The sequence below is a fragment of the Seongchinamella unica genome (assembly GCF_004354085.1).
Lineage (GTDB): Bacteria > Pseudomonadota > Gammaproteobacteria > Pseudomonadales > Halieaceae > Halioglobus > Halioglobus unicus.
In genome coordinates, this window is sequence record NZ_SMSE01000001.1 from 174,041 (window position 1) to 196,417 (window position 22,377).

A 22,377-nucleotide genomic window follows, 5' to 3' on the forward strand; every position below is an offset into this window, starting at 1 on the left:
CCGTGACCCCGATCAAGAAACAGATACTGCTGTCAACCCTGCTCATCGGCCTGGCGGCCGCTGTGACGACACTGCTTTACCTGAACCGGCCACCCGCCCAGATTGCCGAGCCGGTTTACAAACCCCTGTCCGTGGATGTTGCCGTCGCGACCAAAGAGACTGTGCGGGTCGAGGTGCAGGCACAGGGGACGGTCAACGCGCTGCGTGAAACCAGCATCATGTCCGAGGTGTCGGGCCGCATCATTGCAACGGCGGATAACTTCCTCGTCGGGGGTTTTGTCGCCGAGGGCGACGTGCTGCTGCGAATCGATCCCCGCGACTACCAGACCGAGCTATTGCGCGCCCAGGCCTCCGTCGAGTCCGCGGAGAGCAACCTGGCCCAGGAGCGCGGCCGTGCCGAGGTCGCCCAGCGGGAATGGGAAAGGCTGCCCAGCGGCAGCCAGCGCAGCGCAGAAGCCAGGGATCTGTACCTGCGCAAACCCCAGTTGGAGCTGGCCGAGGCACAGCTGTTGGCGGCCATGGCCGATCTCAACACCGCCAGGGATCGGCTCGAACGCACTATCATCAAGGCTCCCTACAACGCGGTTATCCGCGCCAAGCACAGCGAACTGGGGCAGTTCGTGACTGCCGGGGCAAAGCTGGCCGAGGTGTTTGCTGTCGACCAGGCCGAGGTACGCCTGCCTATTCCGCAGAGCAAGCTCGAATACCTGGAGCTGCCGGATATCGATGGGGCCACAGGAGAGCAGCCCATTGACCTCTACACCGACATCGCCGGCGAGGTAAAACACTGGCCGGCAACACTGCACCGCACCGAGGGCGTATTCGACGAGCGCTCCCGTGTGCTCTACGCCGTGGCGCGAATAGATGATCCCTACGCACTCAAGCACCCGCAACAGGAACCGCTGCGCCTGGGAACTTTCGTCAATGCCAATATTCTGGGACGCGAATACGAGGAAATCGTGGTTCTGCCGCGGCACATCCTTCGTGCGGGCAACAGCCTCTGGGTGGTTGACGAAAACAATATTCTACGCAACCGGCAGGTGAACATTCTGCGCACCGGCGATGACGAAATTTTCGTCACCGCAGGACTGGACGAGGGGGAGCGCGTTTGCCTGACCTCAGTGGACACCTCCCTCAACGGCGCGGAAGTCCGGATAAACACAAGCACCCCCAGCGACCAGCTGCGCAGGGAGCCGGCCACCGAGTTGCCCGCAGAACCGGCGCTGGACAGTAACGCCAACGCCACGGCGGCGGTCTCCCCATGAACGAGCCAGGCCAGCGTCACACGGGCATCATCGCCTGGTTCGCCCGCAACCCGGTTGCCGCCAACCTGCTGATGCTGATCATCATCGCAGTAGGCACCGGCAGCGCGTTCACCATCCAGCGGGCCATGTTCCCGGCCCTGGACATCGAACTGATTTTCGTCAGCGTGGCCTACCCGGGTGCCGCCCCGGAAGAGGTGGAACAGGGTGTGGTCATGAAAGTTGAGGAGGCCATCAACGACCTCGACGGCATCAAGCGGGTTGAATCCGATTCCTGGGAGTCCCTGGGTCGAATAATGATCGAGCCGGAAGATGGCGTGTCGGTGGACCAGCTGTTCAACGACATCCAGAACCGGATAGACGGCATTTCAACCTTCCCGGAAGAGGCGGAAGAGCCTGTTATCTTCCTGCCGGAGGTTCTGTTCCCCGCGTTGACGATACAGATATCCGGCCCCCTGGACGAGCACAGCATGAAGGGCCTCGCGGATGAAATGCGCCGGGAGTTACTGACCCAGCCAAACGTCTCTGCCGCCGATGTCGTGGGCGCCCGCGAGTATGAAATCGCGATAGAGATTTCCGAGCAGTTGCTGCGCGAATATCACCTGACCCTGCAGGATGTCGCCAACACCATTGCCGCATCCTCTCTGGACCTGCCCTCTGGCTCGGTACAAACCCGCAATGGCGACATCATGTTGCGCACCCTGGGGCAGGCCTATGTGCAACAGGACTTCGAGAAAATCGTCCTGAAAACCTGGCCTGACGGTACGCGGCTACTGCTGGGGGACATTGCCAACGTCGAAGATGGCTTTGAGGATGCCAAAGGCTTCGCCCTCTTCAATGGGCATTACTCATTGGGAATCAACGTTTTCGCGATGGGCAAGCAGGACATTATTGAAACCGCTGACTCCGCCAAGGCCTACGTCGAGGACAAGCGGCAACGCCTGCCGCAGGGAGTTTCCCTGGATATCTGGTCAGACGCGACCTACTACCTGAAAGAACGCCTCGGCATGATGCTCAAAAACCTGGCCATCGGTGCGTTGCTGGTATTCATCACCCTGGCCCTGTTTCTGGAAATCAAACTCGCTTTCTGGGTCATGCTGGGCATACCAATTTCTTTCCTCGGCGCCATGGCCGTTATCAATACGCCCTATATCGATTCCAGCCTCAATATGATCAGCATCTTCGGCTTTATATTGGTGCTGGGAATCGTGGTGGACGACGCGATCATCATGGGTGAAAGTGCCTACGCCGAAACCGAACGCTACGGCCATAGCCTGGACAATGTGATCCGCGGGGTCTATCGGGTTTCCACGCCCGCCACATTCGGCGTACTGACCACGATTGTCGCTTTCGCTCCCACCCTGTTCGTGCAGGGCATTTTCGCGCCCTTCACTGCCGCCTGCGGCTGGGTGGTTATGCTCTGCCTGCTGTTTTCCCTGATCGAGTCGAAGTGGATACTGCCGGCGCACCTCGCCCACAGCAAACCGACCCGCAACGCGCTGCTGCTCAAGGTTGACCACCTGCAGGAGGGTATCAACGAACGCCTGCGCAGGCTGGTGGACGGCCCCTATCGCCGGCTGGTGTCGCGCTGTGTGGCCAATCGCTATGTCACCCTGGCTGTATTCCTGTCGCTGCTCATCATGGCCGCCGGACTGATTGCCGGCGGCGTGGTGAGGACAGTATTGTCGCCCCATACCACGGGAGAGTTTTTCACCGCCGAGTTGCGCATGTCCGACGGTACCCCCGAGGACCGCACCATTGAAGCCGTTAGCCAGATCATTGAAGCCCTGCATCAGGTCGACGCCGACTATCGCCAGCAGAAAAACAGCAAGAACGGCCTGGTTGCGCACGTGGCAGCCTACGGCTTCGATCGTATCAATGGCCGTATCGATATTGAACTGACCAAGCAGGATACGCGATCGCTGTCCAATGACGAGGTTCTGGCCCGTTGGCGGGAGGAAGTCGGCATTATCCACGGCGCGGAAGTTCTCAGTTTCCAGGCAGCTGACGGGCCCAACTTTGGCCCCAATGTGGCCTTCGACCTGAAGCACAACAATTTTGACACCCTGCGCATGGCCGCGGAAGAACTGGAAGAAAAACTGCGCCACTTTGAAGGCCTCAGCGATATCCGCAACGGCGCCAGCGACACTCGCGAGGAGTTCCATATCGACCTGCTGCCGGAAGGGGAAGCGCTGGGGCTGTCACGCTACGACCTTGGCAGCCAGGTGCGCCACGCGTTCTTCGGCGCCGAGGCCCAGAGGATCCAGCGCGGCATAGACGAGATAAAGGTCATGGTCCGCTACCCGAAAGCAGACCGGGAAAACGTGGCCAGCCTGAACAATATGTACATCCGCACGCCTCAGGGAGACGAGGTGCCCTTTGAGACGGTGGCCCGGCTGAATGTGGAACAGGGGCTGATGAAGTCGACCCGGATCGACTTCCAGCGTGCGGCAGAGGTCACCGCGGAGGCCGATGTCGCTATGGTGGAACCGTCCAAGGTGGTCGAGGAGGTGAAGGCAAACATCATGCCGGCGCTGATGACCAAGTACCCGGGGCTAAGCTGGGACATCTCCGGTATGGCGGAAGAGGAAACCAAGCTGGCGGTCAGTATGGGTATTGGCTTCGCGCTTGCGCTGTTTGGCATTTACGCCTTGCTGGCAGTGCCCACCCACTCCTACCTGCAGCCGCTGATTATCATGGGGGTCATTCCATTCGGCGTTATCGGCGGAATCATCGGCCACTGGTTGATGGGATACGACATGAGCATGATGTCGGTCATGGGGCTGATCGCCCTCAGTGGCGTGGTAGTGAACGACAGTCTTATCCTGGTGGACTATGTCAACAAGACGACCGCCGATGGCACCCTGGACAAGAACCAGGCCATCCTCGATGCCGGTTGCCGCCGCTTCCGGGCCATCATGCTGACCTCGATGACGACGTTCCTCGGTCTTGCGCCCATGCTGCTGGAACAGAGCGCACAGGCGCAATTCATGATTCCCATGGCCATTTCCCTGGCCTTCGGGATTGTCTTCGCCACAATCATCACGCTGCTGCTGGTTCCGAGTCTCTATATGATTCTCGATGACCTGGCCCGACTGACAAGGCGCACCCCGCACACCGGCGTAAACCCCGCGGTGGGCTAGAACGAGGCCCCGGCGCAGGTCAGGCAGCGCATGAAGATATGACGCGGGTCCTGCAGACCGGACAACAGGTCCGCGGCGTCCAGCAGTGGCCCGGCCAGCCCTGCCAGGACTGCCACCGTGTCCGCCTGCGGCACGATTCCCAGGCTCCCCATGCGCTCGGCGAATTGCTGCAAAATCAGTTCACCGGGGCTGAGGGGCTGCTCTGCATACTCAATGTCATAGTGATCAAGCCCGGCCCTGCCGGCGGCAGCCTCGATCGCGCTGTCCAGGCCACCCAACTGGTCCACCAGGCCGATTTCCAGGGCGTCAGTCGCACTCCAGACCCGACCCTCGGCCGCCGCTGCCACTACATCCAGCGCCAGATTCCGCCCGTCGGCGACAACCTGAAGAAATAACTGGTAAGCGTGCATCACACCGGCATCCAGCGAGGCGGCCAGTTGCGGATTGAGCGGGCGATCCAGCCGCAGCGAGCCCGCCATGGAGGTGGTGCCAACGCCGTCAGTGTAGATCCCGCCCCGTTGCAGCAGGTTTTCCAGTGTCGGGAAAGCGGCAAACACGCCGATGGAGCCGGTAATGGTATTGGCAGTGGCAAAAATCTCGTCCGCCGCGGCGGCAATGTAATAGCCACCAGACGCTGCTACCGCGCCCATGGAGACAACGACCGGCGTGCCATCGGCCCGGACCTCCAGGATTTGCTGGCGGATAATCTCCGAGGCGAACATGCTGCCCCCCGGTGTGTTGATACGCAACACGATCGCCTCCACACCGGGTTTGGCGGCAGTGGTTCTGAGCAATCGACTCAGACTGTCAGCACCTATGGTGCCCGGTGGCTGCTCTCCCGGCAGCATATTGCCCTGGGCGGTAATGACTGCCACCCGGGGCTGGTTGTCGAGCGGCAACTGCAGCGGCCGCTTGCGGGACAGATACCGTTCAAACGGAATCGCTTCATAGACACCGTCTTCGTTGCGCGCCCCAACCATGTCGGCCAGGTAATCGTTGGCCTGGCTACGCGTCATCAACTGGTCCACCAGTCCGGCCTCAAGAGCAACTTTGGCCGAGTCACCATCACCCGACGTCATTGCTGCGGCAAAGCCGTTGACGTAGGCATTCACCGCCCCACTGTCGAGTTGCCTGTTCCGCTCGACGGTGTCTGTGTAGTTCCCCCACAGATCGTCCAGCCACTCAAGGGCCACGTCTTTCTCACCCCGGGACATGTCTTTGCGGATTAGCGGCTCGACCGCGGACTTGTGCTGTCCGGCCCGGAATACATGCATACTGACCGACAGCTTGTCGAGCGCCTCGGCGTAATAGTTGTGATAAACGCTGAAGCCCTCCAGCGCAACCCCCCCCATGGGATGGGAAATCAGTTCATCCGCATAACTGGCCAGCAGGTACTGGTCCTGGGTGAAAAAATCACCCACCGCAACAATCGGCTTGCCGCTGGCGCGGAACGACTCCAGGGCTGCGACGATCTCCTGGCTGCGGCTGATACCCGCGTACATTAGATAATCCAGTTCCATCACCAGGGAATTGATACTGTCGTCCTCCCCGGCAATCTCGATGGCTTCGATCACATCGCGCAGCAGCACTTCATGTTCTGCCGGCGACGCTTCTCCCAATAACGCCTGCAGCGGATCCACCGGACTCTTCTGGTCGACGATTGATCCCATGGGATTGAGCAGCAGCGCCGCTTTCTCCGGCAGGGGCTCCGGCGAGCCGCCGAAATAAACGAAATAAATCACCGCCAGCATCAACAGGAACAGGAGATTGGCCAGAGCCATTCTGATGCGGGTGATGGTGTTCCAGATACCACTGAGAATACGACGTAACAGGGAAGGTTTACTCATCTACAATCAATCTCCGTGACCGCCGGCAGCCGCTGCCGCCTGACGCAATTCCCGCGCCCGCCAGCGCACATACATCATGCCACTGCAGAACAACAGCACCACCGCGACCATACCAATGATGGCGAGCACGTTGGCAGGGTTTTCAAACAGGCTCACTACCAGGCGCATGAAATAGAGCAGGCAGACAAAACACAGCCAGATAAAGCTGCGCAGATTGTCCTGCAACATGCCCGGCAGAAAGACCAACAGCGGCAATAGCACCGCCAGCCATATAATCCATGGCGCCTGCCCCAGCCAGACCTCGGCCACCTGTTGCAGCAGCAGCACGCCGTAACTGAGCCAGCACACCACGCGGGTTCTCGCCGCCAGGGAGTTCATGATTTATCACCAAGCGCAAGCCGTGCCATCCGCTTGCCCAGTGCCAGGCACAGGGAGGCCTCGTTATTATCTATGGGCCGGTTGTTGTCGGGGCCTGCCCAGTGGGAGGCGCCGTAAGGGGTGCCGCCCGATTGTGCGCTGGCCAGTCCGGATTCGCTGTAGGGCAGCCCGGCCACCAGCATCCCGTGGTGCAACAGTGGCAACATCATGCTCAGCAGGGTCGTCTCCTGGCCACCGTGCAGACTGGAGGTGGACGTGAACACCGCTGCAGGCTTGTCGATCAGGGCGCCGCTGAGCCAGAGACTGGAGGTCTGGTCGATAAAGTATTTCAGTGGTGCTGCCATATTGCCAAAACGCGTCGGGCTACCCAGCACCAGGCCAGCACAGTCTCGCAGGTCGTCGAGGTCACAGTACAGCGGCCCCTGCGCCGGAATGTCATCCTCGGTCTGCTCACTGTTGGCCGAAATGGCGGGGACGGTTCGCAGCCGGGCTTCAATACCACCGTGCTGTTGCACCCCCCGGGCCACCAACTGTGCCATCTGGGCGGTGGCCCCGCTGCGGGAGTAATACAGCACCAAGACATAGGGCGTGGACATCAGTCAATCAATCCCAACACGTTTTCAGGTGGCCGGCCAAGAACCGCGCGCTCGCCACAGACCACAACAGGCCGTTCGATCAGTTTCGGATGTGCTGCCATCGCGGCAATCAGTTCATCTTCAGTGGAGCTTTTATCCAGCCCGGCGGTTTTGTAAGCCTCCTCGCCGCGGCGTACCAGTTGCTCGGCACTCATACCCAGTTTGTCCAGCAGCGAGCTAATTTCAGCCGCGTCGGGACTGGTCTCCAGGTACAGGACTATGGTTGGCTGTATCCCCCGCTCTTGCAGCAACGCCAGGGTGGCGCGCGACTTTGAACAGCGCGGATTGTGATAAATGGTGAACTCGCTCATGAGCAACTCCGGTACAGATTATTAACGGGCGAGTATAGCAAAGGGACTTAGCCCCGGTGCGAACATTCATGCCATAATGCCGCCATGGAGGACACAAAAACACTGCTCAAAGGGGTCTGGCGCCGGATAACTTATCTGTTCTCCCGTTTTTCGGCTGATCGTTGTTCCGCCAATGCGGCCGCCCTCACCTACATGAGCCTGTTTGCCATGGTGCCGCTGCTGACCGTGCTGTACACCATGGCCTCGGCAATACCCACTTTTCAGGGCCTGGAAGACCAGGTCCAGAGTTTTTTGTTCCAGCACCTGATGCCTGAAACCAGCTCTGAGGTGGAAAGTTACATCAATGACTTTTCCCGGCAGGCGAAAAACCTGACCGGCCCCGGTATTGTGTTCCTGGTGGTGACCGCGGTGCTCATGCTGCGCAACATCGAGAAAGCCTTCAACATGATCTGGCGAGCGCGGGAAAACCGCAGCCCGGTGTCGAGCTTCCTGCTGTATTGGGCGGTCCTGAGCCTTGCCCCGGTGGCACTGGGCCTCGCCCTGGGAATCAGCACCTACCTGTCCTCATTCGCCAATACGCTGGATGGCTACGATCTTTTTGGCGTCAACACCCTGCTGCTCAAACTGGCACCGCTGCTGCTGTCCACCGCTGCCTTCACTTTACTGTATATCGCAGTCCCCAATTGCCGGGTACCGTTCAAGCATTCCCTTATCGGTGGCTTTGTCGCCGCGGTGGCGTTCCACACCGCACGGGCCGCTTTTACCGACCTGGTCGTCGGCTCCAGCTACACGTTTATCTACGGCGCTTTCGCCGCTGTTCCCCTGTTCCTGCTGTGGATATACCTGTCCTGGAACATCGTATTGATGGGGGGCATCCTGGTCCACAGTCTTTCCGGCTACCAGGACGAGGAGCAGGCCAGCCGACCCGCCGTACTCAAGGCCCTGGATGTACTCTATGTCTTCTGGGAACGACAGCAGAAGGGCAAAGTCGTCAGGGAGATCGAGATACTCAATAACCGCCATCCCGCCATCCGTGGACTGGACAGCGAAACCTGGCGCTACCTGCGCGACATCTTCATGGAGAAAAACATCATCGTCCAGAATGACCGGGGCCACTATCTGCTCAGCCGCGATCTGCACAGCATTACTTTCTGGCAACTGAAGGAGTGGGTCAACAGCGAACAGCCCCTGGTGTCCTCGGATATCAACGCCCACCTGGAATGGCAGGAAACCGCCTACAGCCTGCTGCGCAAACAGCGCCAGGAACAGCGGGAGTTGCTGCAAATGAATCTGGTGGAGCTGTACCAGGGATGAAACATATTATCGCGGCCCTCACGGCGCTACTACTGACCGCCTGCACTGACCCGGGGCAGACTCTGCCCGACAACCTGTTGCCATCCCTGGACAAGAACAGCTACAAGGGCCAGTGGGTAGTGGTCAACTACTGGGCCAAGTGGTGCAAGCCCTGCATCAAGGAAATTCCGGAGCTCAATGCGCTGGACCGCAAATACGATCAGGTGGCGGTACTGGGTGTCAATTTCGATGCGGCCCGGGGCGATGAATTGCAGGCGCAGATCAGTCAGCTCGGGATTGAGTTTCCGATTATTCTCGAGGAACCCTCCTCGGTCCTGGGGACGCAGATGCCCAGGGTATTACCCACCACCCTCATCCTGGATCCCGACGGCAACCTGGTGGCGACACTGGTCGGCCCCCAGGACCTGGAATCCCTGGCACTGGCCACCGGCCAGGTGGGCATGCCCGCTGCGGGCACCACGTCAGAGGATATCCTGCCGGCGGAGGCAGGCGAACGCAGTCGGTAAATCACAGGCAAAAAAAACCGGCCCCATCGGGGGCCGGAACACACTAGCATCTCTCACAGAGGGATATGAAACCTGGATGAATCCAGACGGTTAGAGTGCGGGAGTCTCATGCCACACGGGCCTTTGCGCTCTAACCGATAAATATGACCGGGCAGTTTCGCGGAAGTTCCGGCCGATCAAATATTTTTTTTACACTAGACAGAATATGGACATAATCCCCATCATTTACTAGGCTTTTCCCTGCTTTCCCGGCGCCCCAACAAGGACAACTCTCATGAGCAAGATATTCGATGACAATGCTGAAACCATCGGTGGCACGCCCTTGGTCAAAATCAACCGCATCTGCAGCGGAAATGTCTACGCCAAACTGGAGAACCGCAATCCTGCCATGTCGGTCAAATGCCGGATTGGCTCCAGCATGGTGATGGCGGCGGAGAAGGATGGCAGCCTCAAACCGGGGATGACCATCGTCGAACCCACCAGCGGCAATACCGGTATTGCCCTGGCCTTTGTCGCCGCCGCCAGGGGCTATGGCTGTATTCTCACCATGCCAAATACCTTCAGCCTGGAGCGGCGGATGCTGATGAAGGCCCTGGGAGCCGAGATTCGCCTCACTGATGGCGCCAAGGGCATTGCCGCGGCGATTCAGGCCGCCGAAGACATTATTGCCTCTGATCCGGATAAGTACTGGGGCCCTCACCAGTTTGAGAATCCGGCCAACCCGGCAATCCACGAGGCCACCACTGGCCCGGAAATCTGGGAGGATACCGATGGCGCCATCGATATTCTGGTTTCCGGGGTGGGCACCGGCGGCACGCTGACCGGTATCTCCCGCTACATCAAAAACACCAAGGGCAAAGCGATTACCACAGTCGCAGTGGAACCGGATACCACCACCATGATTACCGCCACTCTCGCGGGCGAAGAGCCAACCCACTCGCCCCATAAGATCCAGGGCATTGGCGCCGGTTTCGTGCCCAAGAACCTGGACCTGGACATGGTGGACGCCGTGGAGCAGGTGACCAGTGAAGAGGCCATGACCTATGCCCACCGCCTGATGCAGGAAGAGGGTATTCTCGCGGGGGTATCCTGTGGCGCCGCCATGGCGGTAGCCGACCGGCTGTCACAAAGGGAGGAGAACAAGGACAAGGTCATTGTCGCCATCCTGCCGGACTCCGGCGAACGCTATCTCAGCTCCCCCCTGTTTGAGGGGCGTTTCTCGGACAACGAAACGGTTCAGGCCACCGTCAGCTGACGGCTCCGGGAATCAGCGGCTGGCCGCACCCTGCAGCCGCTGTTTTACTGCCGGCCACTCTTCGTCAGTCACACTGAAGTACACTGAATCCCGATGATAGCCGCGCTGCACGATCATGTGCTTGCGCAACACGCCCTCCCGCACCGCCCCTATCCGCTCCAGGGCCCGCTGGCTGCGCTCATTGCGCAAATCGGTCTTGAATTCCACCCGGATACAGCCCAGTTTCTCGAACGCGTGCATCATCAGCAACAGCTTGGCTTCGGTGTTGACGGCCGTGCGCTGGAAATCCTGACCCAGCCAGGTCCAGCCAATTTCCAGCGAACGATGCTCCGGCCTGATGTTGAGATAACTGGTACTGCCCGCCACCCTGCCCTTGGCCTTCTCGACGATGGCAAAGGGAACCCTTCCCTCCTGCGCTGTGGCCTCGTCAATCCAGTGGCGGACATCGGCAGCGTCGACAAAACAGGCCCGGGGCATATAAACCCAGTCGGGTTCGTGCCGGCCACGGCCGTAAAGTCCCTGGGCATGATCCTGGCTGAGGGGTTCCAGGCGCACCTGCTCGCCCTCCAGCAATACCGGCCTGACCTCCATCTCGATCACGGTATCAAAACCGTCGAGCCCGTGGTTTTGCGACTTTCGAGGTCCCGATGAGCCTGCTGTACCTCCGCCAGCGGATAGCGCTGGTTGATTTCTACCCGAATATCCCCGGACAGGATACGGGAAAAAAGGTCCTCACTGGACTGGCGCAGCTCTTCCTCAGTGGCGGTGTAGCTCAGCATCGTCGGCCGGGTAATGTAGAGGGATCCGTTGACCGCCAACCGCTGCAGGTCCAGTGGTGCAGGGGCTCCGGAGGCATTGCCAAAGCTGACCATCAGTCCCCGCAGACGCAGGCAGCTCAGTGACAGGTCGAAGGTGTCGGCGCCGACGCCGTCGTAGACCACCGGCAACTTTTCACCGCCGGTGATTTCCAGCAGCCGCTGCAGTACATCTTCCTCCCGATAGTTGATGACGTGGGCATAACCGTGCTCCCTGGCGAGAACCGCTTTTTGCTCGGAACCCACTGTACCGATCGCGATCGCTCCAATGCTTTGAGCCCACTGCCCGAACAACAGGCCAACCCCCCCCGCTGCTGCGTGAAACAGGCAGGTTTCACCCGACTGCAGAGGATAGGTGCGCTGGATGAGGTACTCCGCGGTCTGCCCCTTGAGCAGGCAGGCAGCGGCCTGGTCGTAGTCCATACCCTCGGGAATCGGCACCAGCCGGCTGGCCGGGAGATTAAGTCCTTCCGCATAGGCACCAAAACCCGCTGAGCAGTAGGCGACCCGGTCACCCACCTTCAGGCTCACGCCTTCGCCTACGGCTTCAACCTCTCCGGCACCTTCCAGCCCGATACCGGTTGGCAGGGGCAGGGGGTAAAGGCCGCTGCGATGATAGGTGTCGATGTAGTTGAGCCCTATCGCGTGATTGCGCACGGTGACCATTCCCGGGCCGGGAGGTTCCAGGACAACGTCTTGCAGCATCATCACTTCCGGTCCACCGGTTTCGGCGATCCTGATGGCCTTCACTGTTCTCATTGCGTGTTCTCCTTCTGTTCTGCGGACGCCAGCAAACGTGATCGTTCACGGACGATAAGTATTGCCAGGGTCAGTGTACCGGCGGCCAGCAGCGCCGCCAGCGGAATAAAATCGTTCGACACCCACTCCAGCAGGCGCAGCCCGACAAATATCAGGCCCGCCTGAAGCAGGTCACCCAGGCGCTGGCCAAAGGGGTCTATTACCGCCCGCGCCTCGTACTTCTCCTGCCGACTGAGCGGGAGGTAAAGCATTTGTCTGGCGGTGTTCTGCAGCGAATAGTCCAGGCTGTTCTCCGCCACCTTGAAATAGCGGAACCAGCCGATAACCGGCAGCAGGGCCAGGGAAGCGTAGCCGAGAAAAATAACCAGCGGCGTCAGCAGGAATGCAATACTGAAGCCCGCCAGGCGAATCAGGCGCGAGACCAGGAAAAACTGGATCAATACACCAAGCAGGTTTACCACGAAGTAAAAACCACCGTAGAAGCGACCTACATAGGTCCCCTTGTCCACCGCGATAGTGCCGGCGGCAGTCCCCTCTGCGTACATGGTCTCAAGAATCGCCGACAGCAGATACTCCCCTGTAGTATTGACCAGGTTGAGCATAATCACAAAGCCCGCCATCAACAGCAGGTAGCGGCGACTGAGCACCAGCTGGAAACCGGCAAAAATCGAGGGTTGTGTCGGCGACTCTGCGGCCTGGCTATCACCTCGGGATCCCTGCGGGACCGATTTGTTTGCCACCCCGGCTGGCAGGCTGGCGAGCGCGAGGGTCACCGCCCCGGCGATCATCAGGCCATAGGCGTCCAGGTAATTGACCAGCTCGCGCGAGGCGGCCGAGCCTACCCAGGCGCCCAGTGACGCGCCCAGGGCAACAATCACGAACAGGCGCTCGCCCGCCTCCCTGCTGTAAAGCTCGGAGGCATAGGCCCAGAACTGGGCGATGATGAGCACACTGTAGGCACCCAGCCAGACAAAATAGGGAACCGAGACGGCCATCCCTGACTTTCCCGCGGCGGCAAACCCGACCAGCGTTGTGACACACACGGCGGTCACGATCTGCATATAGCGGAAGCTGTCGAATCCCCGGGAAAATTTACCGTACAGGGGAATAAAGAACAGCAGCAATAGTGCCTGCAGTGCCACTGCGTAGCTGCGGATCTCGGCCGTCCCCTCGGTCAGAATGAGCATTTCCCGCGCGGGCTTGAGCAGGTAGGCGGTGAACAGGATGAGAAACAGGCTGGCAAACATGGCCAGGACCCCGGCGGTTTCCCCGGGGCGCAGTTCCACGCCGAGAAACAGGGTGCGTTTGAACCACGCACCGGCGTTTGATTCAGTCAACGGTTCTGGCCTCGTTTGCCGGGATTACTTCCCGGTGCCTCTGGCCTCTTTGAGGATGAGGTCCCTGCGCGCAAGTATCGCCTCGATCTGTCTTGGGTGCAGATAGGGAGCCAGCTCGGCCTCCAGGTCTTTCTCGCTCAGGCTCTGCAATCGCTTGCGCAACAGGTCGGACACATCCAGGTCGACCTTGCGGTACTGACTGGGCCGCCTCTCGGTACTGCGGAAGGCGAGGCTATGATCGATAAACTTCATCATGAAATCATCCTTGGTCCACAGGATATTGGTGAGGTTGCGGTCCTCATTGTATATCAGGATGTCGAACACGAAGCGCAGCCGGTACTGTTCCCATTGCTTGCAGTGGCCCTGGAACGGCAGGTCGGCTTCCAGCCGGTCGCGTTCGTTGATGGAGTTTTCCACCCAGTCAGATAAAGCGCCCTCGACACCCTCGACCCGGGCAATAACCGCGGCGGGCACCATTTGCAGGCCCAGCAGGCGATCCAGCTTGTAGGCGGCCACGTCGTACTGGTAGCGATCACTTTCGTTGTAGCGCCGGGTGACGTACTTGGGTTTGTCCTGCAGCTGCGGATGGGTGTCCTCGTACTTGAAGGCGGCATCGTTGATCACCCCGTCCCGCTCCTGGGTCACCCGTTTGGGGTTGGTGATTCCGGTGCCGATATCCTCCACCCGGGTTACCGGCGCAGTGCGCATGAAATCTTCCAGCTCCGCATCACTCATGCCGGAGAGTTTTTGCGAAAGACTGGTCACTTCCGGGGTCGGCAAGGCCCGCTGGTCCTGGCCAAGGTAGTGCACGTAGTCGGGGCCGTCATTGGAAATCAAGGCCGATGCCCGCCCTTTGTACACGGCACGCAACATGCCTGTATCCAGCCGAATGGCCAGACCGTCCATACGAGAATGCACCTCGCCACGGGTCTGGGTGTGTCCCATTACCAGTTGCTTGCCACCCACGCGTTTGAGAAAGCGCTCGGTATTAAAGGATTCGGATAAGGGGTGACACCACGCGGTACCGCGGTACCAGTTGGGGCTGTCGGGACTGAATACGAAGGCCTCCTGGGCCTCAAATACCTGCTGCACCTGGGGAAACCAGTCCGCTTTGGTCCCGGGGTTGGCCGCCACGTATTCCTCTACCCGCGCATTGAGAAAGGCCAGGCGGTCGTAATAATTCACATGCCAGGGCATGACGCCCGCCTCGCGCAGGGTATCCATACTGGAGAGGAACGTGCGCAGTTCTTCGGTGAGTTGCAGATTGAGCTGTTTGATGGACTTGTCAGTGGCGGCAGCGGCGATACCGCCGTGCATATAGACCTTGTCATTGACCTTGATCACAAAGGGTTGGCGGATCAACCAGCTACCGAGTTCGCCCTTAAGGGAAAAAGCTGCGCGCAGGGCGAAAAATCCCTTCGGAAATTGCTCGTCAAACGTGGCCCGAACCGTGGCTTCCTCGCCACCCGGATTGAAGCGACGGTACTCTGCGTAGGCCGCATCCCTTTGCGCCTGGGTCTCATCCCCGGCGAAGGCGGCAAATTCAGCGGCGGAGACGTAGCGCAGGTCACCGGTCATCACCATCACCTCGTGGTTGCCGAGGGTCATGTGGACCGCGCCACCGGCCTGCTCCGCCTGGGCGTCGAGCTTCATCAGCAACTGCACCACCTTGCGGGAGCCGGGGCCACGATCTACCAGATCGCCCAACGACACCAGATGGGTATCACCGCCGCTCCAGTTCAGCTGCTCGTCCACCACACCCACTTCCTTGAGCAGGGCCACCCAGTCGTCGTAGGCGCCGTGGACGTCGGCGAAAGCCACCACCCGCGCCGAGGTGCTGACCTCATAGGCAAAGGCAGTCGGGGGAAGGCAGAACAGTAGGGTTAACAGTAAGCTGATCAGCAGGCGCATGGGTAGTTTCCGGGAACGACTCTCTCTGGCAAGAGTGTAGATGCAAAAAACCGCTTCCGCACCCCGGATGGGGGAATTCAATCCACCCAACCGAGCACATCGCGGATGACTGACCAGCGCGGAGTCTTGTCCGCTGTCGCTCCGCCGCGCATCCAGTAGTGATACAGGCGTTCGATGGTACCCTCGCTGCGCTTGAGCTGTATCCAGTTGCTGACAAATTCGACCATCTCCAGATCCCCCTTGGGTACCGGGTAAGCGGCGGGCATTCCCACCCGTTTTGCAGTGGTCACCACGCCGTAATGCGGGTAGCGATAGGCATAGGCTGCACCTTCTTCTTCAGTCAGCAACAGTGCATGGGCGCCCTGGTCTCTGCCAGTAAAAAAGTCCTCGGCGGCCTCCAGGTAAACAAAGCGCACATCGGGCAATAGTCGTCGCAGGCGGGCTTCGTAATAGCTACTACTGACCAGCGCAATGGTCAATCCATCCCATGCTTTCAGCGTCTGGATGTCGCTGAACACTTCCCGCTGGTGGTCCCGGGTGACAAATGCCATGGCCAGGTCCAGGTAGGGTCGGGAGAAGCTGGCGTCAGCGTAACGATCGGGCAGGCTGGCGACGCAGGACATGGCAATGTCAATCTGGCCGGACGCCAGCATGCGCCTGAGACCGTCGAACTCAAAGGGTACGAATTCCAGCTTGACCTCGAGATCCTGGGCCAGCATGTGGGCCATTTCCACATCGAAGCCGACCAGGTCACCTTTGGGGGTAATGTAGCTACAGGGCAGATTGTTGGGACGGTATCCCACCTGCAGTGCGCCGGTAGAGAGAATGTGGTCCAGCCGGGTGCCCGCCAGTTGGGTGACGCTCGCTTCCGGCACGTCGGTCACAATGCGCGCCGGTACCCGCTGGACCAACAGCTCGATATTCGACAGGACCTCATCACGAGGTGGCGGCGGCGGCACAAAGGCACGAAAGTACATTTGCAGGACCAGGACCATCGCGAACAGGGCAGCCGCGGACACCAGCAGGTATCGCCCCAGGTCCATCCAGCGCAGACGCAGGCGACCTGCCACGGCAAGCGGCCCGATAACCGCCAGCACCACGATATGGAGCGCGGCGAGCATGGCCCCGAAGCGACCCACCACAATGCCCGTAACCAGGAACAGCTGGAACATATCAGAGGGAATCTGCAGAGAATTCAGCATATAGGGTACGGCCACGTTAATACTGCCGAACAGGCTGAACAAACCGCCGAAAGCCAGCGCCAGCCGGTCGAGAAAAGCGACCTGGGTGTCAGTAAACCAGGCGGCAAACAGCACGAACAGCAGTACCAGCAACTTGCCCAGAGAGGGAAAGTTGAAAGACACGGGCACAATAATGTCCACCGCAGATTCGGTATCCCGCCCCGCCGCATGGTGCCTTGCCAGTAGCTGTTTCGCGTTTTCAGCGATCTGAGGCAGCACCACAAACTGGTTGCCGGTGGCAAATGCAGTTACCAGGGCATCGCGAAAGGAACTCAGCACCTCGCGGTAGGGAATACCGCTGAGGGTGGCGACCAGACCGGGAAATATCCAGAAGGTAACCAGTAATGCGAGGCTGATATAGGTGACAAGGTATACCTGCACCCGACTCAGCTCCTCGATCGTCATGGTGCCCGCGGCAGCCGCGGCAATGGCAAAAATGCCATAGGGAGTGAGCTTCACCATGGCGGTATTTATCCGCGCCATGGCCTCGGCAAGACCATCAAAAACCGGCAATATTCTGCTTTTGTCCTCCAGCTGGATGAGTGCTACACCCACCAGGATGGAAAACAACACCACCGCCGGCACCAGGTTATTGGACAGGGAGTAAAAAATGTTGGCCGGCAGGTAAAGTTCCAGCAGATCCGGCTGGTCCGCCTCGACTCGGGAGGGGGCGGAGAAAAACGATGCGGTTTCGATATCCGGGAATGCCATCGCGGCAACAAAAATGAGGCTGAGCGCCAGCCCCCAGATCACCAGCAGCACGGCAGTCCCGCGCAGCGCCAGCTGCCTGGCCTGCTGCATCTGCATGCGGCCAAAACCGGCAATCAGGGAGACGATAATGTAAGGCAGTACGGTGATTTGCAGCAGCTTGACAAAGATGTCACCGACCAGTTTGAGATCAGCCACCAGTTCACCAAAGAAAAGCCCGGTGACCACCCCGACCAGAAGGCCGACCAATATTCTCCCCGACAAGCTCATGGACAGGCTGTTGTTCCCTCGGTAATTAGCCTAGGATGATAGCAGAAGACATTGGGAGTGAGACCAACACGTGCTGGAGCAAATTGAACTGGACCGGGGCCTGCGCCTGGGGCTGGATGAACTGGGGTTCGACACCCCCACCGACGTCCAGCTACAGGTGATACCTGCCGCACTGGAGGGACATGACCTGCGGGTCAGCGCCGAAACCGGCAGCGGCAAGACCCTGGCCTACCTGCTGCCGGGAGCCCAGCGAATTCTCGCTCAGCCCATCGACCCCCAGGCCGGGGCGTTGATGGTGATACTGGTTCCTACCCGCGAGCTCGCACGACAGGTGTTGAAAAACTGTCGCGACCTGATCCAGAAAACGCCCCTGTCGGCCCAGGCCATCACAGGTGGCGCCGACTTCAAATACCAGAAGGCGCTACTGCGCAAAAACCCCGAAATCATTATCGCCACACCGGGACGCCTGCTGGAGCACTGTGAGAAAGGCAGCGCCGATCTTTCTGCGCTGAGAACCCTGGTACTGGACGAGGCGGATCGTATGCTGGATCTGGGCTTTCGTGACGAGGTGCTCAAGGTCGCCGGTTTCTGCGGTGAGCAACGCCAGGTAATCCTGCTTTCGGCAACCCTCAAGCACAAGGGACTGGGCGGCGTCGCCCGGGAAATAATGGACAACCCGCGCTCCATCGCGGTCGGCGAAGTGCGGCAGCCCCACAGCAGCATACACCACCAGCGCATACTGGCTGATTCCCAGGAACACAAGGACAAACTACTGGTTGCCCTGATGGAGCAGGGAGGATTTACCCGGGCCCTGGTCTTCGCCAACAAGCGCATCAATGCCCAGCGCCTGGCGGGACTGCTAAAACACCACGGCCTGCGCTGCGGATGCCTGCATGGCGAATTGACGACCGAGGAGCGCAAGCATGTACTGGCACAACTGCGCGACAGCAAGATTGATATCCTCTGCGCATCGGACGTGGCTGCCCGCGGGCTGGACGTTAAGGATATCGACCTGGTGGTCAACTACGATGTCCCCCACAAGGGAGACGACTATCTGCACCGCACCGGTCGCACCGGCCGGGCCGGGGCCAGCGGGCTGGCAATCTCGCTGGTCAGCGCCAGCGAGTGGAACCTGATGGTCAGTATCCAGCGCTACCTGAACCTGGAATTCGAGCAACGCGCCCTGCCAGGCCTCAAGGCGCGCTACAGCGGGCCCAAGAAAACCAAGGGGTCCGGCAAGGCCGCCGGCAGCAAGAAAAAGCGCAGCAAATCACCCGCCGATAAAGCAAAATCGCGGGCCCGCAACCAGAAGAGCAAGGGAAAACGCGGCGCCAGCAAGTCGGTTTCCAGTGACGGTTTCGCACCCCTGATGAAGAAAAAGCCGAAAACCTGATGCGGCTGTTTTTCGCCCTGGAGCTACCGGGAAATCTGGCACTGAAAATTGCCGACTGGCGCCAGCGCCAGCTCCCTGTGCTGGGCAGGCCGGTGCCGCCAGCCAACTTCCACATCACCCTGGCGTTCCTGGGAGAAATGCGCGAACCGCAGCTGGAGCAACTCTGCGCCCAGACGGACGAATTACTGGAACGGCGCACGTTTACCAGCGCCGAAATCCACCTCGACCAGGTCGGCTACTGGCCCAGACCCGGTATTTACTGGCTGGGCCCACAGCGGTGGCCGGAAACACTCGACGAGCTTGCCGGAGCGCTGTCCACCCGCGGCAATGCGGTGGGCGCGAGACGCAAGCGCGGTGATTTTCGCCCCCACCTCACCCTGTTCCGGGGATGCGAGGAAGCGCCGCCGGCTCCCACCGCTGGCTGCAGTTTCGGCCTGCCCTACCGGGGGTTCTCATTGATGGAGTCACGGAATGGTCGCCAGGGAGTCAGCTACAATAGCATTGCCCGCTGGAATTTTTCCTCGCTCAATGGATGTTAGCCCCGTCACGGTGAGTTAAAATCCACGCCGAATCTGAAGCGGACTCCCAACATGACCAACTCCCTGTTCAACAATGCCGAGCTACCCAGTTTTTCCACCCTCGAGATCGCGGACATTGAACCCGCCATCAGCCAGCTGATCGAACGAAACAAGGCCGCTATCGAGGCGCTGCTGGCGGCCAATGACCGCTACACCGCCGACAACCTGCTCAAGCCCATCGAAGAGCTGGACGATGAACTGTCGCGGGTATTTTCCCCGGTGTCCCATCTCAACAGTGTGCGCAACAGCGATGAATTGCGCGAAGCCTATAACGCCTGCCTGCCATTGCTGTCTGCCTATGGCACCTGGATGGGACAGCACCAGGCCCTCTACCAGGGCTACCTGCAGATTGCCGAAAGCGAGGAATTTTCCGACCTGGAGCCAGGCCGGCAGAAAGCGGTGGAAAACGCCCTGCGTGACTTCCGCCTGGCCGGAGTAGCACTGGCCGACGAACAGAAACAGCGCTACGGCGAGTTGAAAAAGCGGCTGTCTGAACTGGGCAGCAAGTTTGGCGAGAACGTGCTGGACGCAACCAACGCCTGGTCGAAACAGGTCAGCGAGGAACAACTTGCAGGTTTGCCCGAGTCCGCCCTTGCCAGTGCCAGGCAGGCGGCGCAACAGGCAGGCAAGGAAGGCTACTTGATCACCCTTGAATTCCCCTCCTATTACCCGGTGCTGACCTATTGCGACAACGCTGAACTGCGCGAGGAAGTGTATCTCGCCAACTCGACCCGGGCTTCCGAGCAGGGGCCACACGCCGGGCAATGGGACAACTCGGCGGTCATGTCCGAAATCCTCGACCTGCGCCTGGAACTGGCCCGCCTGCTCGGGTTTACAAACTACGCAGAACTGTCGCTGGCGACCAAAATGGCTGAGACACCGGCCCAGGTCCTGGAGTTTCTCGAGCAGCTGGCGGCCAGGTCCTACGACCAGGCGCGGAAGGAGTGGGACGCGCTCAGCACATTCGCCCGGGAAAACTACGGCGTGCAGGAGCTGCAGGCCTGGGATGGCCCCTATTACAGTGAAAAACTCAGGCAGCAGCGGTACCAGATATCCCAGGAAGACATCCGTCCCTACCTGCCGGCGGACAGGGTACTCCCGGGCCTGTTTGAAGTAGTCAACCGCCTGTACGGCGTCAACGTTGAAGAAGTCACCGATTTCGACAGCTACCACCGGGACGTCAAGCTGTTCAATGTGCTCAGGGACGGCGCAGTGATCGCCCGCTTTTACCTGGATCTCTACGCGCGCCCCAAAAAACAGGGTGGCGCCTGGATGGACGACTGTCGGGTTCGGCGCCAACGGGACGATGCCCTGCAGCTGCCGGTCGCCTACCTTAACTGTAATTTCACCCCGCCAGTGGGTGACAAGCCGGCACTGCTCACCCACGATGAACTCACCACCCTGTTCCACGAATTTGGTCACGGACTGCACCACATGCTGACCCAGCAGACCGTTGCCGCCATCTCCGGCATCAACGGCGTGGCCTGGGACGCTGTAGAGCTGCCCAGCCAGTTTCTGGAAAACTGGTGTTGGGAGCCCGAGGCACTGGCGTTTATCTCCGGTCACTACGAGACCGGCAAGCCCCTGCCCGGTGAGATGCTGGACAACATGCTGGCCGCCCGTAATTTCAACTCCGCCATGCAAATGGTCAGGCAACTGGAGTTCGCGCTGTTCGATTTCCAGCTGCACCTTAACTGGGACGGCGGCGATGCCCGCGATGTACAGAAGATACTGAATGAGGTGCGCGAGAAAGTCTGCGTCGTGCCGACTCCCGCTTACAACCGTTTCCAGCACGGTTTCAGTCATATATTCGCCGGCGGTTACGCCGCCGGCTACTACAGCTACAAGTGGGCGGAAGTGCTCTCGGCGGACGCCTACTCGCGCTTTGAGGAGGAAGGTATATTCAATGCGGAAACCGGCGCCGATTTCCAGCGGGAAGTGCTTGCTGTCGGTGGTGCCCGCGAGGCCATGGAGGCCTTTGTGGCCTTCCGCGGGCGCGAGCCGGATATCGCGCCGCTACTGCGTCACTCGGGTATTGCAGCCTGAGAACTGCCCCCTGGGGCACTGCGTCACACGGCGGCAGGATGGCTGCGGGCGGTCTTTGCTAGCGCCCGTTGCCGGCCAGTGCCCGGCCTGCGCTTCGTTGTTAATCCCGGGCTGAACCGGCTCCGGCAGATATACCGCTAGCTGCTGCGCCACAATGAACCTGCTTTTTGCCCGGGTCCGGAAGCGACAAACAGCTCGATTTCAGTCAGGCCTTCCCCGGCGGAGAGGGCCACAAGCTTCTGCAACAGGTAGCGGGAAAACTCCTCTACCGTGGCATTGCGTATCGGCAGTAGCAGGGTATCGGCACGCAGGAACAGCATTTCCTCGCCATTGAAATGCACCCGGTAGAAATTACCGTCCTCCTCGATACGCTGGTAGGGCGATTCCGCCGCCAGCAGCATGTATTCATCCAACTCCTCGCAGAGCCCGGCCAGGCGGTTTTTGTACACGTTGTAATCGGCGGAAAATCCATTATCGCCCAGGGGCGCGATAAAACGGGCAGACACGGAGTAGTTATGGCCGTGCAGGCGCTCACGTTCGGTGGCCGAAAAAATGGTGTAGTGCGCTGCGGAGAATTTGTGGCTCTCCTTGTCGATGTGTAGCGAGGTGTAATCCGCCATTGCTGCCTCATGCGTATGGTTTGCCAACCATTGTCATGCCAGTGAATG

The 22,377-nt window shown here is 59.9% G+C and carries 18 protein-coding genes; 8 read left to right on the plus strand and 10 right to left on the minus strand.

The annotated features are described in order from the left end of the window. The first annotated feature begins 2 nt into the window (after positions 1-2). A complete protein-coding gene (locus E2F43_RS00800; protein ID WP_165954137.1) occupies positions 3-1,265 on the plus strand; it encodes an efflux RND transporter periplasmic adaptor subunit in 1,263 nt (420 codons plus the stop codon). Then, positions 1,262-4,405: an efflux RND transporter permease subunit gene (locus E2F43_RS00805; RefSeq protein ID WP_133208982.1), complete on the plus strand. Its 3,144-nt coding sequence runs from the start codon at positions 1,262-1,264 to the stop codon at positions 4,403-4,405. Before E2F43_RS00800 ends, E2F43_RS00805 begins: the two co-directional genes overlap by 4 nt. Here the strand turns inward: E2F43_RS00805 and sppA are convergent. From sppA to arsC, 4 genes are read right to left on the minus strand one after another with little or no spacing between them, the layout of a single operon-like run. Continuing rightward, the gene (gene sppA, locus E2F43_RS00810; RefSeq protein ID WP_133208983.1) at positions 4,402-6,252 is read right to left on the minus strand and encodes a signal peptide peptidase SppA; all 1,851 of its coding nucleotides are present in this window, start codon (positions 6,250-6,252) and stop codon (positions 4,402-4,404) included. The two genes, E2F43_RS00805 and sppA, sit on opposite strands and share 4 nt — an antisense overlap. Positions 6,253-6,258: 6 nt before the next feature. Then, positions 6,259-6,630 (minus strand): DUF2069 domain-containing protein, encoded by a 372-nt coding sequence (locus E2F43_RS00815; protein WP_133208984.1) that lies wholly within the window; start codon positions 6,628-6,630, stop codon positions 6,259-6,261. Further along, complete coding sequence (gene wrbA / locus E2F43_RS00820; protein ID WP_133208985.1) at positions 6,627-7,226, minus strand: NAD(P)H:quinone oxidoreductase; 600 nt, start codon at positions 7,224-7,226, stop codon at positions 6,627-6,629. The genes E2F43_RS00815 and wrbA overlap by 4 nt, the downstream gene beginning before the upstream one ends. Beyond that, positions 7,226-7,576, minus strand: coding sequence for an arsenate reductase (glutaredoxin) (gene arsC, locus E2F43_RS00825; RefSeq protein WP_133208986.1), 351 nt, complete (start codon positions 7,574-7,576; stop codon positions 7,226-7,228). Before arsC ends, wrbA begins: the two co-directional genes overlap by 1 nt. Positions 7,577-7,660: 84 nt before the next feature. On the opposite strand from arsC, the gene E2F43_RS00830 reads away from it, so the two are divergent. From E2F43_RS00830 to cysK, 3 genes are all read left to right on the plus strand, one after another. Then, positions 7,661-8,890 carry a YihY family inner membrane protein gene (locus E2F43_RS00830; protein WP_133208987.1) on the plus strand — a complete coding sequence of 410 codons (1,230 nt, stop codon included), beginning with the start codon at positions 7,661-7,663 and terminating at the stop codon, positions 8,888-8,890. Then, entirely contained in the window at positions 8,887-9,396 is a 510-nt protein-coding gene (locus tag E2F43_RS00835) for a TlpA family protein disulfide reductase (protein WP_238946677.1), read from the plus strand. The genes E2F43_RS00830 and E2F43_RS00835 overlap by 4 nt, the downstream gene beginning before the upstream one ends. Positions 9,397-9,670: 274 nt before the next feature. After that, the gene (cysK, locus tag E2F43_RS00840; protein ID WP_133208989.1) at positions 9,671-10,651 is read left to right on the plus strand and encodes a cysteine synthase A; all 981 of its coding nucleotides are present in this window, start codon (positions 9,671-9,673) and stop codon (positions 10,649-10,651) included. Between the two features lie 12 nt (positions 10,652-10,663). Here cysK and E2F43_RS00845 read toward each other — a convergent pair whose 3' ends face one another. The 5 genes from E2F43_RS00845 to E2F43_RS00865 form a co-directional block, all read right to left on the minus strand. Then, positions 10,664-11,242 (minus strand): GNAT family N-acetyltransferase, encoded by a 579-nt coding sequence (locus E2F43_RS00845; protein WP_133210994.1) that lies wholly within the window; start codon positions 11,240-11,242, stop codon positions 10,664-10,666. A 5-nt stretch (positions 11,243-11,247) separates the two neighbouring features. Next, the gene (locus E2F43_RS00850) at positions 11,248-12,225 is read right to left on the minus strand and encodes a quinone oxidoreductase family protein (protein ID WP_133208990.1); all 978 of its coding nucleotides are present in this window, start codon (positions 12,223-12,225) and stop codon (positions 11,248-11,250) included. Further along, a complete protein-coding gene (locus E2F43_RS00855) occupies positions 12,222-13,562 on the minus strand; it encodes an NTP/NDP exchange transporter (RefSeq protein WP_133208991.1) in 1,341 nt (446 codons plus the stop codon). Before E2F43_RS00855 ends, E2F43_RS00850 begins: the two co-directional genes overlap by 4 nt. A 24-nt stretch (positions 13,563-13,586) precedes the next feature. Next, a complete protein-coding gene (locus tag E2F43_RS00860) occupies positions 13,587-15,473 on the minus strand; it encodes a metallophosphoesterase (RefSeq protein ID WP_133208992.1) in 1,887 nt (628 codons plus the stop codon). 77 nt (positions 15,474-15,550) lie between these two features. After that, the gene (locus E2F43_RS00865; protein ID WP_133208993.1) at positions 15,551-17,692 is read right to left on the minus strand and encodes a cation:dicarboxylate symporter family transporter; all 2,142 of its coding nucleotides are present in this window, start codon (positions 17,690-17,692) and stop codon (positions 15,551-15,553) included. Between the two features lie 70 nt (positions 17,693-17,762). On the opposite strand from E2F43_RS00865, the gene E2F43_RS00870 reads away from it, so the two are divergent. From E2F43_RS00870 to prlC, 3 genes are read left to right on the plus strand one after another with little or no spacing between them, the layout of a single operon-like run. Beyond that, positions 17,763-19,085 (plus strand): DEAD/DEAH box helicase, encoded by a 1,323-nt coding sequence (locus tag E2F43_RS00870; RefSeq protein ID WP_133208994.1) that lies wholly within the window; start codon positions 17,763-17,765, stop codon positions 19,083-19,085. Further along, positions 19,085-19,624: an RNA 2',3'-cyclic phosphodiesterase gene (gene thpR / locus E2F43_RS00875; RefSeq protein WP_133208995.1), complete on the plus strand. Its 540-nt coding sequence runs from the start codon at positions 19,085-19,087 to the stop codon at positions 19,622-19,624. The genes E2F43_RS00870 and thpR overlap by 1 nt, the downstream gene beginning before the upstream one ends. A gap of 51 nt (positions 19,625-19,675) precedes the next feature. Next, positions 19,676-21,709, plus strand: a complete 2,034-nt coding sequence (gene prlC / locus E2F43_RS00880) for an oligopeptidase A (RefSeq protein ID WP_133208996.1) — start codon at positions 19,676-19,678, stop codon at positions 21,707-21,709. Between the two features lie 137 nt (positions 21,710-21,846). Here prlC and E2F43_RS00885 read toward each other — a convergent pair whose 3' ends face one another. Beyond that, a complete protein-coding gene (locus E2F43_RS00885; protein WP_133208997.1) occupies positions 21,847-22,329 on the minus strand; it encodes a 6-pyruvoyl trahydropterin synthase family protein in 483 nt (160 codons plus the stop codon). Positions 22,330-22,377 lie beyond the last annotated feature (48 nt).